The organism is Corynebacterium sp. AOP40-9SA-29 (genome assembly GCF_052377405.1).
In the GTDB taxonomy this organism is placed as follows: domain Bacteria; phylum Actinomycetota; class Actinomycetes; order Mycobacteriales; family Mycobacteriaceae; genus Corynebacterium.
The window spans coordinates 19,011-30,501 of the sequence record NZ_JBQSWR010000004.1 but is presented as its reverse complement, the minus strand read 5'-3'; the positions used below and the strand labels follow the sequence as shown (position 1 = coordinate 30,501).

The following is an 11,491-nucleotide window of genomic DNA, read 5'->3' as shown; positions in this document are numbered from 1 at the left end:
GGAGCGTACCGATCCTTTCAGCCAGAGCCGAACCCCCGGGCCTACTCCTGTTTCGCCAGGCCAGGCGGGTTGATCCGGAAGTCGTCCACGGCTTCACCGTCCAGACCCCACCGGTCGAGGATCCGATCGTAGACGTCGGACGCCGCCGCCTGCTGCAGGACGAGCTGGACCGGACGTGCCAGTCCATTGCCCTTCTTCGTGGCGGCCCCGATGTCCGCCGCTGCCGGCCACCCGCCGGGCACGATCCCGGCCAGGGAGATTTCACCGGTGTTCGCCGAGGCGAAGGCACCCTGGGCGTTCGGGCCGAAGGTCGCGTCGACACGTCCGGACGACAGCGCCAGCTGGGCTGCGGCGGTGTCCTCGTAGTAGACGAGGTTCGCCGGCCCCTTACCCTCCTCCTTCAGCTGGTCGTTCCAGCGCAGCAGCACCTGCTCCTGGTTCGTTCCGGATCCGACGGCGACCGTCAGCCCGCTGATATCGTCGGCCGAGGTGATGCTCTCGTCACCGCGGTCCAGCTCGCCCCCGGACCGGACGTAGAACCCCAGGAGGTCCTGCCGGTAGGTGACGATGTCGAAGATCTCGAGCCGTTCCTCGGTGACCGTCACATTGGAGGTGACCAGGTCGTACTTGCCGGAGGACACGCCCAGCGGCCAGTCCGCCCAGCTGACGGGGACGAGGTGGAGTTCCAGGCCGAGTCCGTCGGCGATGACCTGGGCGATGTCGATCTCGTTGCCGACCGGTGTGGTGTTGTCGTCCTCGGCGAGGATGCCCAACGGGGCGGCCCCGACATGGGAGGCGACGGTGAGCTTCCCCGGGTTCACCGGCGTGAAGCCGCTGTCGTCTAACGCTGTGACGGCCTCGTCCACGGTGTCGAGATGCGGCCGCTCCTCGGCATTGTGCGAGGTGAGGTCGAAGCCGCCACCTCCCCCGCCTCCGTCGTCCCCGGAGGAGATGGCGGCGTTCACCGCGGCGGCGGCCCCTCCGACGATCAGGGCGAGGACGACGATCGCGCCGACGACGACGCCGGTCTGTTTACGGCTCAGTGCCATTGTCTGCTCCCTTACAGGATACTGTCCACGAACCGCCGGGTGCGGTCGTGGCTCGGCCGGTCGAGGACGTGGGCGGGGCTGCCCTCTTCGACGATCACGCCGTCGGCGAGGAACACGACCCGGTCGGCGATGTCGCGGGCGAAGGAGATCTCGTGGGTGACGATGACCAGCGTCGTCCCAGACCGGGCGAGGCGACGGATCACGGCGAGGACGTCGCCGACGAGTTCGGGGTCGAGCGCACTGGTCGGTTCGTCGAAGAGCAGGACGTCCGGCTCCAGCGCCAGCGCCCGGGCGATGGCCACGCGCTGCTGTTGTCCGCCGGACAGCTGCCGCGGGTAGTGCCCGCCCCGGTCACCGAGGCCGACCTCGGCGAGGAGCTGCTCTGCGCGGCAGGCCGCGTCCTTCCGCGATAGTTTCCCCACCGCGACCGGCGCTTCGGCGACGTTCTGCGCCGCGGTGAGGTGCGGGAAGAGGTTGAAGTTCTGGAAGACCATGCCCACCCGGGTGCGCCTGCGCAGCGTCTCGCGTTCCGGAAGTTCGGTGAGGACGTCCCCCCGCCGCCGGTAGCCGATGAAGTCACCGTCGACGGTGACGGTGCCGGCGTCCACCGCCTCGAGGTGGTTGACGGTGCGCAGCAGTGTCGACTTCCCGGACCCCGACGGGCCGATGAGTGCGACGACTTCTCCGGGGGCGATGCTCAGGGAGATGTCGTCGAGCACGGTGTTCCCGTCGTACTTCTTGGAGACGCGGGAGATCTCCACGGCGCCTCTGGTCGCTGTCCCCGTCATTTCTTCACCTCCGGCTCATCAGCCAGTGAGTTCCACCAGACGCCGAGGGCATTCCGCGCCTTCTGCAGCGGTGTCGGCGGAAGGGTGCGCTGCGTACCACGGGCGTAGTGGCGTTCGACGTAGTACTGCACGGCGGTCAACGCGGTGGTCAGCACGGCATACCAGGCGACGGCGACCATGAGCAGCGGAATCGGGGTGGACGTGCGGTTGTAGATCACCTGCACGGTGTAGAAGAGCTCCGGCAGTGCGATGATGAACACCACCGAGGTGCCCTTGATCTGGCTGATGATCTCGTTGAAGCTGTTGGGCACGATCGAGCGTGCCGCCTGCGGCAGGATGATGCGGAAGAACCGGCGCGTGGCGGGGATACCGAGTGCCCGTGCCGCCTCCCACTGGCCGGCGTCGACGGAGAGGATGCCGCCGCGGATAATCTCCGAGGAATAGGCGGCCTGGTGCAGCGTCAGCCCGAGAGCAGCGGCGAACCAGGCCGATATCAGGTTGGTGGTGTCCACTTCGGCGATCCAGTGGTTGCCGGTGAACGGCGTGCCCAGCCCGAGGGTCGGATACAGGTAGCCGAGGTTGTACCAGATGAGGATCTGAACGAGCACCGGCACCGAACGGAAGAACCAGATGTAGCCCGAGGCCACGGCGTGGAGTGCGACGGAGCCGGACATCCGGAACACGGCGAGTATCCCGCCGAGGATGAAGCCGCCGACGATGCTGACCACTGTCAGCTGAACCGTCAGGACGAGTCCGTCGAGCACGGACCTGTCGAAGAGGTAGGAGAAGAAGACGTCCCAGTGGTAGTTCGGGGTCGTCACCGCCGACCAGAGGAACTGCGCCAGCACGAATACGACGAGTGCTCCGGCCAGCCACCTCCCCCGGTGGGGTCGTCGCTTCACCCGGAGGACGGGCGGGTTCGGTGGTGCTTCTGCCGGTACTTCTGCCGGTGCGGTGACGGCCGGCGGGGCGACTGTGGCCATAGGGGGTCCTTCCAGGGCGATTTCCGTACCGCTCTGTCTACTCCCTTCCGGTGCGGTCCCCCAACAGTTCCGCTCGGTACGAAACCCGTTCCGGTGGTTCCGGTGCCGGCGACTATTCTGTCGTCCATGACCGACAGCATCATCGTGGCATCACTGGACTCCCCCGAAGCTGCCCCGCTCCTCGACTCACTCGAGCACGAGTACGCCACCCGGTACGAGGACTTCGACGGCTTCGAGAAGCCGGACGGCGCGCCGGAGGAAATCGACCTCTTCCCGCCCGTGGTCTTCGAGGAACCGTACGGGACGCTCCTGCTGGTCCGCCGTGACGGCGTCACCGTCGCTGGCGGCGCGTACATGTACCTCGACGACGAGACCGCCGAGATCAAACGGGTGTGGACGTCCCCCGGCCACCGTCGTCAGGGCCTGTCACGCACGGTGATGCGCGCACTCGAGGAGAGTGCCGCAGTCCGTGGCTACCACCGGATCTACCTGACCACCGGTCCCCGCCAGCCGGAGGCCGCGGCCCTGTACCGGTCCCTCGGCTACACCGCCCTGTTCGACCTCGACGCCGACCCGGAGGACGTCGTCCACCTGGCCTTCGAGAAGACCGTCACCCCCGACACCTCCAAGGCCCGCCGCCAGCGCGAGGCCGTCGAGGCGACCTACCGCTGGCGGCCGCGGCCGGAGCACCGGCTCAGCCTACTTCAGTAGCCCGCGCGTATACCGTCTCTCCCACGCTGGCGGGCCCCAGCCCCAGCGTGCGGGCGTCGCCGCGGGTGATCTGTGCGGTGAACTCCTCCCCGTCGGCGGCGTCGGTGAGTTCCACGCGCACCTCGAAGCCGAGCACCGCGACGCGTCGGACGATGGCCTCGCGCACGCCGGTGGCGGCGATCTCGTGGCCGGGTACCTCGGGGTTGGCGTTGCGTCCTAACCGGATGTCGTGGGGACGCACCGTCGCGCCGTCCAACGTGGTGACGTGGCCCAGGAAGGACTGCACGAAAGGGGTCTCCGGGGCGTCGTAGAGGGCGGTGGGGGTGCCGACCTGCTCGATGCGTCCGTCGCCCATCACGGCGATGCGGTCGGCGACGTCGAGCGCCTCCTCCTGGTCGTGGGTGACCAGCACCGTGGTGACGGTGAATTCCTCATGCATATGGCGCAGCCAGGTGCGCAGATCTTCACGCACCTTGGCGTCGAGCGCGCCGAAGGGCTCGTCCAGCAGCAGGACGCCCGGGTTCGGCGCCAGGGCACGCGCCAGCGCCATGCGCTGCCGCTGGCCGCCGGACAGCTGCGAGGGGTAGCGCGTGTGGTAGCCGGCCAGGCCGACGATCTCCAGCAGTTCGTCCACGCGGGCGTCGATCTCCTTGCGCGGGCGCTTACGTACGGACAGGCCGAAGGCCACGTTGTCGCGCACGGTCATGTGCTTGAAGGCGGCGTAGTGCTGGAATACGAACCCGATGCCGCGGTCCTGCGGCGACAGGCGGGTCACGTCGGCACCGTCGATGACGACCGCGCCGGAGTCGGGGTGTTCCAGCCCGGCGATCGTGCGCAGCAGGGTGGACTTGCCGGAGCCGGACGGGCCGAGCAGGGCGGTCAGCGAGCCTTCGGGGATCTCCAGGGAGACGTCGTCGAGGGCGGTGAAGTCGCCGTAGGTCTTCACGGCGTGGGAGACGGAGATGGTCATCTAGGAAACCTTCTTCTTCTGCAGCAGGGTCATGACGACTAGGACGATCACGGAGACGATCATCAGCAGGGTCGCCGCGGCGTAGGCGCCGTAGACGTTGTTGTCGTCGAGGTAGCGGGAGTGCACGAGCAGGGTCAGGGTCTGTCCGCCGCCGGCGAACCCGGAGGCGACCATGATCACCGCGCCGAACTCGCCGAGGGCGCGGGCAACGGTGAGCACCACGCCGTAGGACAGGCCCCAGCGGATCGACGGCAGGGTGATCCGTCGGAAGGTCTGCCAGGAGGACGCGCCCAGCGTGGACGCCGCCTGCTCCTGTTCGGTGCCGATCTCACGCAGCACCGGCTCGACCTCCCGGACGATGAACGGCAGGGTGACGAACACGGTGGCCAGCACCATGCCGGGCAGCCCGAAGATCACCCGGAAGCCGAGGTCCTCGACACCGCCGAACCAGCCGTCGGTGCCCCACAGCATGATCAGGGCCACGCCCACGATCACCGGCGACACCGCGAAGGGCAGGTCCACGATGGCCTGGACAATGGACTTGCCGGGGAAGCGTCCCCGCACCAGTCCGAGGGCGACGACGATGCCGAAGACCACGTTGAGCGGCACGGTGATCACCACGATGAGCAGCGAGGTCTGCAGCGCCGACACCGCCGCCGGGGTGGTGATCCACTCCCAGAACTGGCCGACGCCGGGCTGCACCGTGCGCCACAGGATCGTGCCGACCGGCAGCGCGACGAGCACGGCCAGGTACACCAGCGCGAGGGTGCGCAGTGTCAGGACACTTGTCTTGGACTGGTTCATGCGTCCTGCTCCTTCCGGGAGCTGCGGTCCCCGACGAGGCGGAGGACGAGGAGTACGACGAAGGTGATCGCCAGCAGCGCCACCGACACCGCGGCGGCGGCCGCCGGGACGTCCGACTCGATCTGTTCCTGGATGTACTGGGAGGCCACCTGGGTCTCACCGGGGATGTTGCCGCCGATGAGCACCACGGAGCCGTACTCGCCGATCGCGCGGGCGAAGGCCAGCCCGGTGCCGGACAGCACCGCCGGCCACAGGGCCGGCAGGATGATGCGGCGGAAGATCGTGGCGTTGGACGCTCCGAGCGAGGCGGCGGCCTCCTCCACGTCGTGGTCGAGTTCGATGAGCACGGGCTGCACCGAGCGCACCACGAAGGGCAACGTGACGAACGCCAGGGCGATCACGAGGGCCGGCTGGGTGGCGTTGATCGTGATGTTCATCGGGCTGTCCGGCCCGTAGAGGCTGAGCAGCACCAAGGAGGCCACGATGGTGGGCAGGGCGAACGGCAGGTCGATGACCGCGTCCACGATGCGCCGGCCGGGGAAGTCATCGCGCACCAGCACCCAGGCGATCAGGGTGCCGGTGACCATATTGATCACCGCCACCGCCAGGGACACCTTCGCGGTGACCCACAGGGTCTGCCGCGCCCCCTCGGAACTGACCGCCTCCCAGAACCCACCGATCCCGCCGGAGAAGGCCTCCGTGGTCAGCGCGATGAGGGGCAGCAGCACGATCACGGACAGCCACAGTGTGGCGGTGCCCATGCTGAGTTTCGTCGTTCTGTCGCTCATCGTTACACCGCCTGGTAGATCGTGGTGATGGCGCCGCTGTCCTCGCCGCTGCCGGGTTTCGCCCGCTTGAACAGGACCTGGTCGACCAGGTCCCAGTCCGCCGCCGTGCCCTCGGGGTCGAGGTCCGGGGCCAGCTCGCGGAAGGCCGCGGCGAGTTCGTCGACGGTGTGCACCGTGCCGAGTTCGCGGAAGGCGTCGCGCTGCTCGGCCGGCAGGGAGTCGATGACATCGGTGGTGTCGTCGAAGAGGTCCGGTCCGGGCCGGAAACCCTCCGCCGCCCACAGCTTCTCCGCCTCGGGGGTGAACAGGTAGTCGCGGAAGGCGGTGGCTTTATCCCGGTCGCCGTCCTCGTTGTCGACGAGGGCGACGGGGTTCTCGATGCGGAAGGTGTCGTCCGGCACGGTGTAGTCGATGCGTCCGCCGGTGCGGTCCAGTTCGATCGCCTCGTTCTCATAGGACAGCAGGACGTCGCCCTGCCCGCTCTCGAAGGCGGACGTGGCCTCGCGTCCGGACTTCGGACGCACGGTGAAGTGTTCGCCGACCAGCTGGGTGAGCTTGTCGAGCGCCTCGGAGTGGGCGGCGTCGGTGTCGGCACCGTTGTCGAGTGCCTGGAAGAACCAGCTGGCGTAGGGGGCCAGCAGGTTCCACTTCGCCGAGCCGGAGCTCGCGGGGTTCGGGCTGATGACCTCGACCCCGGGTTCCAGCAGGTCGTCCCAGTTCTCCAGTCCCAGCGGGTTGCCCTCGCGGGTGACGAAGGAGACCACGGAGCCGAAGGGGACGGACTTCCCGGACTCGTCGCCGGGCACGTCCTCACGCCAGTCGTCGGCCACCTGGCCGGCGTCGACGAGACGTGTCACGTCCGGCTCGACGGAGAAGTTCACGATATCGGTCGGCAGGTGCCGGGCGACCTTGCGCGACTGGTCGCCGGAGGCGCCGTAGCTCTCGGCGAAGCCGGTGTCCGCGCCCTCGGGTGTATCGCGGAAGCCGCGGATCACGGCCTCGAACCCGGGCTTGGGGACGGCGTAGGCGACGAGGTTCAGCCGCTCGTCGCCGGACGAGACGTCCACGACCCCCGGGTCGTCGACGGTTCCGCCGGGCAGTGTGAACACCCCGGCGACGGCCACCAGGCCGACACCGACGAGTACCGCCCCCAGGCTGGGTTTGAACGCCACGTGGTCTCCCTCTCCTCTGCACAGACTGCTCTGTCTACTACGCAGGAGACACTATCGCCCCACCGCCACAGCCCCGCAGAGTTCTATTCATCACGAATGGAACTCTCAGCCCACGGCGGTGAACTCCGGTACCACGTACTCGGCCAACTCCCCCAGCACCTCCGCCACGGGCCGCCCACCCCCGGCGAGGTGCAGCGACACATGATTGATCCCCATCGCCCGCTGGGACGCCAGGATCTCCAGCAACCCGCGCCGACCCGTGCGGTACCCGAAGTCGCGCCCCTCGACCGGCAGGTCGGCGTCCTGCGACAAGTCCAACCACATCGATTCGGCGAAGGGTTTGAACTCCCCGCCACAGGACGCCCGCCAGCGGTCCACCATCACCTTCTGCTGCGGCAGCGACCGGTGGTAGGTCAGCCACCCGTCGCCGTGGGCGGCGTTGTAGTCCATGTTCTGCTGGCACGACCCCGTCGGCAGCACCGGCACCGCGCCGCCGGACGGTGTGGGCACCACGTCGGCACCCGCCATGCGTCCGCGTGACCAGCGCACCGGACGCCCCGTCGGCGCCCACGCCGCGCGCAGCACCTCCAGGTTCTCGCGGAACAGCGCGGCGCGCTCCCCCTTCTCCAGGCCGAAGGCCGGGAACTCCTCGGGACGGTCCCCGCTGGCCACCCCCATGAGGAAGCGTCCCGCGCTGAGACGGTCCAACCCGGCCGAGCGCTTCGCCAACAGCAGCGGGTGCGCCAGCGGCAGCACCACCGCCGCCGTCCCCAACGCGATCCGGTCGGTGTGCGCGGCGAGCCAGGTGAGGTACATGAACGGGTCGTGGATCTGGCCCACGTCGCCGAAGGTCTCGACCCGCAGCGGGATATCGCGCGCCCACACCGCGGCGATGCCGGCGTCCTCCGCCTGCCGGACGAGATCCACCTGCGCCGTGACGTCCTGCAGGTCCGGGCCGGTCGCCCCGAGCGGCAGGGTCAGCCCCAGGGTCATCTCCCCCTCGGCGAACGTCCTGGTAAAACCGGGTTTCACGGCTAGCTGCCCAGCGCGTCCACGGACACCGCCACCAGCAGCATCGCCGCCCCCACCGCGGCACAGAACAGCGAATCAAATTTGCGCGAGCGTACCGACAGCACGCCCAGGATCTCCCCGTCCACGATCCAGCGCAGCGCGGCGAGCACCAACATGCCCGTACCCACCGTCACCGTGCCACGACGCCACCGGTCAGCCACCAGGAACACCAGCCCCACAATCATGACCAGCACGAACCCGACGACCAGCAGCATCTGCACCGTCTGGTTGAGCCGCGAGTGCGGCACCCGCGCATCGTGCGGATTGCGCAGCAGCGTCCGGCGCTCGGCCGGTGTCAGTTCGACGAGGTCGGCCTTGTCGGATTCTGCCGTGTCGGTGGTGTCGGGAGCGTCGCTCACACCAGACGCTCCGCCCGTTCCACCACGTTGTGGATCAGGAAGGCGCGGGTCAGCGGGCCGACACCGCCGGGGTTCGGCGAGACAGCGCCCGCCACGCCCCACACGTCCGGGTGCACGTCGCCGGCGAGCTTGCCGTCCACGCGCGAAACGCCAACGTCCAGCACCGCGGCGCCGGGCTTCACCATATCCGCGGTGAGCATGTGCGCCTTACCGGCGGCGGCGACGATGATATCGGCGTCCCGGGTCTCCTTGGCGAGGTCCTTCGTCCCGGTGTGGCACAGCACCACCGTGGAGTTCTCCGACCGGCGGGTGAGCATCAGGCCGATGGGCCGGCCCACGGTCACACCACGGCCGATGACCACGGTCTTCGCCCCGTCGAGCTCCACGCCGAAGCGGCGCAGCAGCGCGATCGCCCCGTTGGGCGTGCAGGGCAGCGGCGCCGGCTCCATGAGCACGAGCTTGCCGAGGTTCACCGGGTGCAGGCCGTCGGCATCCTTCGCCGGGTCGATGCGTTCGAGCACCGCGTTCTCGTCCAGGTGCTTCGGCAGCGGCAGCTGCACGATGTACCCGGTGCACGCCGGGTCGGCGTTGAGCTCGTCGATCACGGCATTGAGCTCCTCCTGCGAGACGTCCGCAGGCAGGTCGCGCCGGATGCTGTTCACCCCGATCTGCTCACAGTCGCGGTGCTTCATCTTCACGTAGGAGTGGCTCCCCGGATCATCGCCGACGAGGACGGTGGCCAGCCCCGGCGTGACCCCCTTCTCCTTCAGCGCCGCCACGCGGCGGGTGAGGTCCTCGACGATCTCGTCGCGGTACAGTTTGCCGTCAAGCTTGGTCGCATCAGTCACCGCACCATTATGGCACCCTCAGCGTCCGCCGGGGAACCCCGCCTGCCGCCACGCCTCATAGGCGGCGACGGACGCCGCATTCGACAGGTTCATGCTGCGCCGTCCCTCCTGCATCGGGATGCGCACCTGCCGGGTGATCCGCGGGTCCGCGAGTGCTTCCTCCGTCAGCCCGGTGGGTTCGGTGCCGAAGAGCAGGACGTCTCCCGGTTCGTAGTCGACGTCGGTGTACCAGGTGTCGGCGTGGGCGGTGAAGGCGAAGACCCGCGCGCCTGCGGCGCCGGCGAGTTCATCCAGCGCCGCGTCCAACGACGGGTGCACGTGCACGTCGGCGAGGTCGTGGTAGTCCAGCCCGGCGCGCTTGAGGTGCTTGTCGTCGAAGTTGAAGCCCAGCGGCTCGGCCAGGTGCAATGCGGCACCGGTGCCGGCGCACAGGCGGATCGCGGCCCCGGTGTTGCCGGGGATAGCCGGGTGCTCGAAGAGGATGCGGCAGTACGGGGTGTTCTCGCTCACTGCTCCCACCAGGCCTTCAGCGTGTCGGTGAACCAGGCCAGGTCGTGGACGCCGGCCATCTCCCGGGCCGAGTGCATCGACAGCAGCGGGATGCCCACGTCCACGGTGGGGATGCCGAGCCGGGTGGCGGTAATTGGCCCGATGGTGGAACCGCAGGGGACGTCGTTATGTCCGGCGAAGACCTGGTCCGGAGCCCCAGCGGCACGGCATGCCGCGCGCCACTGCGCCGAGGTGGCGGCGTCGGAGGCGTAGCGCTGGTTGGCGTTGACCTTCAACACCGGGCCGCCGTTGATGACCGGGCGGTTGACCGCGTCATGCTTGCCGGCGTAGTTCGGGTGCACGGAGTGGGCGGCGTCGGCGGAGACGCAGGACGACCGGGCGAACATCGCCCGGGTGCCCTCTGCGTCCTCCCCCAGTGCGGCGGCGGTGCGGGTCAGGACGTCCTCGAGCACGGGCCCGGCCGCGCCGCTGGTCGTCGCGCTGCCGACCTCCTCATGGTCGAAGGCGGCGAGCACCGGGACGACCCCGTCGACGTCCTCCGCCGAGAGGAACGCCTCGAGGGAGGTGAAGACGCTGCTGAGGTTGTCCATGCGTCCGGCGGCGATGAAGTCCCCGCGCGCGCCGAAGACCTCGCCACGCTGGGCATCAACGGTGATCAGGTCGTGGGCGAGGATGTCGTCGGCGTGCACATCGGGCACGTCGATCGCCTCGGCGATGACCTCACCGATCGTCGGCGAACCGTCGCCGATGGCGAACACCGGCTGCATATGCTGCTGGCGGTCGAGGGTGAGCCCGTTGTTCACGCTGCGGTCGAGGTGGATGGCCAGGTGCGGGACGCGCAGCACCGGAGCGGTGCGCACGAGGTGTTCGCTGCCGTCGGCGAGCACGACACGTCCGGCGAGGCGTAGTTCGCGGTCTAACCAGGCAGGCAGGATGGCCCCGCCGTAGACCTCGACGGCGGCCTGCCGCCACCCACCGGGCCCGACGATGTCGCCGACAGGCTTGAGTTTCAGCCCCGGGGAGTCCGTGTGGGAGCCGACGATGCGGAACTGGTCCGCCGTGCCCTCGGGGACGCGCCAGGCCAGCACCGCCCCACCGCGCACAATGTAGTGCCCGCCGGGCGAAGCGTCCCACCTCTGTGTCTCGTCCTGCCGGTGGAAGCCGGCGGCGTCGAGGCGGGACGCCACCTCGGCGGCTGCGTGGTAACTGCTGGGGGACGCATCGATGAAGTCGATGAAATTGGTGGAGTCGAGAGAGTCGGCGGTGCCTGTCATGGCCACCAGTAAACCACCCCGGACGGACACCGCCGACCGTCGCCACCCCTAGACACGAACACCTGTTCGATAGAACATCTCTCGCGCCGTTTCATGTCCGGGCCCCTTGATAGCGTGATCGACATGCCGGACACCACACCACCGCCACCACCACCGCCACCGTC

General features: G+C 69.0%; 13 protein-coding genes. 1 reads left to right on the top strand and 12 read right to left on the bottom strand.

Going from position 1 to position 11,491, the window contains the following annotated elements; all coding sequences use genetic code 11:
• Window positions 1-41 precede the first annotated feature (41 nt).
• The 3 genes from ACT3SZ_RS08375 to ACT3SZ_RS08365 are packed head-to-tail and all read right to left on the bottom strand — an operon-like array spanning window position 42 to window position 2,820.
• Window positions 42-1,049 carry an ABC transporter substrate-binding protein gene (locus ACT3SZ_RS08375; RefSeq protein WP_444618100.1) on the bottom strand — a complete coding sequence of 336 codons (1,008 nt, stop codon included), beginning with the start codon at window positions 1,047-1,049 and terminating at the stop codon, window positions 42-44.
• 11 nt (window positions 1,050-1,060) lie between these two features.
• The gene (locus ACT3SZ_RS08370; protein ID WP_444618099.1) at window positions 1,061-1,837 is read right to left on the bottom strand and encodes an amino acid ABC transporter ATP-binding protein; all 777 of its coding nucleotides are present in this window, start codon (window positions 1,835-1,837) and stop codon (window positions 1,061-1,063) included.
• Window positions 1,834-2,820, bottom strand: a complete 987-nt coding sequence (locus ACT3SZ_RS08365; RefSeq protein ID WP_444618098.1) for an amino acid ABC transporter permease — start codon at window positions 2,818-2,820, stop codon at window positions 1,834-1,836. The genes ACT3SZ_RS08370 and ACT3SZ_RS08365 overlap by 4 nt, the downstream gene beginning before the upstream one ends.
• A 126-nt stretch (window positions 2,821-2,946) precedes the next feature.
• Between ACT3SZ_RS08365 and ACT3SZ_RS08360 the strand changes: the two genes are divergently transcribed.
• Window positions 2,947-3,531 (top strand): GNAT family N-acetyltransferase, encoded by a 585-nt coding sequence (locus ACT3SZ_RS08360; protein WP_444618097.1) that lies wholly within the window; start codon window positions 2,947-2,949, stop codon window positions 3,529-3,531.
• Here ACT3SZ_RS08360 and ACT3SZ_RS08355 read toward each other — a convergent pair.
• From ACT3SZ_RS08355 to ACT3SZ_RS08315, 9 genes are all read right to left on the bottom strand, one after another.
• Window positions 3,515-4,501, bottom strand: a complete 987-nt coding sequence (locus tag ACT3SZ_RS08355; RefSeq protein WP_444618096.1) for a sulfate/molybdate ABC transporter ATP-binding protein — start codon at window positions 4,499-4,501, stop codon at window positions 3,515-3,517. The two genes, ACT3SZ_RS08360 and ACT3SZ_RS08355, sit on opposite strands and share 17 nt — an antisense overlap.
• On the bottom strand, window positions 4,502-5,305 hold the full coding sequence (locus tag ACT3SZ_RS08350) for a sulfate ABC transporter permease (RefSeq protein ID WP_444618095.1): 804 nt from the start codon (window positions 5,303-5,305) through the stop codon (window positions 4,502-4,504). It lies immediately after the preceding gene.
• The gene (gene cysT, locus ACT3SZ_RS08345; protein WP_444618094.1) at window positions 5,302-6,093 is read right to left on the bottom strand and encodes a sulfate ABC transporter permease subunit CysT; all 792 of its coding nucleotides are present in this window, start codon (window positions 6,091-6,093) and stop codon (window positions 5,302-5,304) included. The genes ACT3SZ_RS08350 and cysT overlap by 4 nt, the downstream gene beginning before the upstream one ends.
• 2 nt (window positions 6,094-6,095) lie before the next feature.
• On the bottom strand, window positions 6,096-7,265 hold the full coding sequence (locus ACT3SZ_RS08340) for an extracellular solute-binding protein (protein ID WP_444618093.1): 1,170 nt from the start codon (window positions 7,263-7,265) through the stop codon (window positions 6,096-6,098).
• A gap of 105 nt (window positions 7,266-7,370) precedes the next feature.
• Window positions 7,371-8,297: a TIGR03571 family LLM class oxidoreductase gene (locus tag ACT3SZ_RS08335; RefSeq protein ID WP_444618092.1), complete on the bottom strand. Its 927-nt coding sequence runs from the start codon at window positions 8,295-8,297 to the stop codon at window positions 7,371-7,373.
• 2 nt (window positions 8,298-8,299) lie between these two features.
• On the bottom strand, window positions 8,300-8,695 hold the full coding sequence (locus ACT3SZ_RS08330; RefSeq protein ID WP_444618091.1) for a DUF3017 domain-containing protein: 396 nt from the start codon (window positions 8,693-8,695) through the stop codon (window positions 8,300-8,302).
• Window positions 8,692-9,543, bottom strand: a complete 852-nt coding sequence (locus tag ACT3SZ_RS08325; RefSeq protein ID WP_444618090.1) for a bifunctional methylenetetrahydrofolate dehydrogenase/methenyltetrahydrofolate cyclohydrolase — start codon at window positions 9,541-9,543, stop codon at window positions 8,692-8,694. The genes ACT3SZ_RS08330 and ACT3SZ_RS08325 overlap by 4 nt, the downstream gene beginning before the upstream one ends.
• 18 nt (window positions 9,544-9,561) lie before the next feature.
• Window positions 9,562-10,053, bottom strand: a complete 492-nt coding sequence (locus ACT3SZ_RS08320) for a tRNA (cytidine(34)-2'-O)-methyltransferase (RefSeq protein ID WP_444618089.1) — start codon at window positions 10,051-10,053, stop codon at window positions 9,562-9,564.
• Window positions 10,050-11,327 carry a M18 family aminopeptidase gene (locus tag ACT3SZ_RS08315; RefSeq protein ID WP_444618088.1) on the bottom strand — a complete coding sequence of 426 codons (1,278 nt, stop codon included), beginning with the start codon at window positions 11,325-11,327 and terminating at the stop codon, window positions 10,050-10,052. Before ACT3SZ_RS08315 ends, ACT3SZ_RS08320 begins: the two co-directional genes overlap by 4 nt.
• Between the last annotated feature and the right edge of the window lie 164 nt (window positions 11,328-11,491).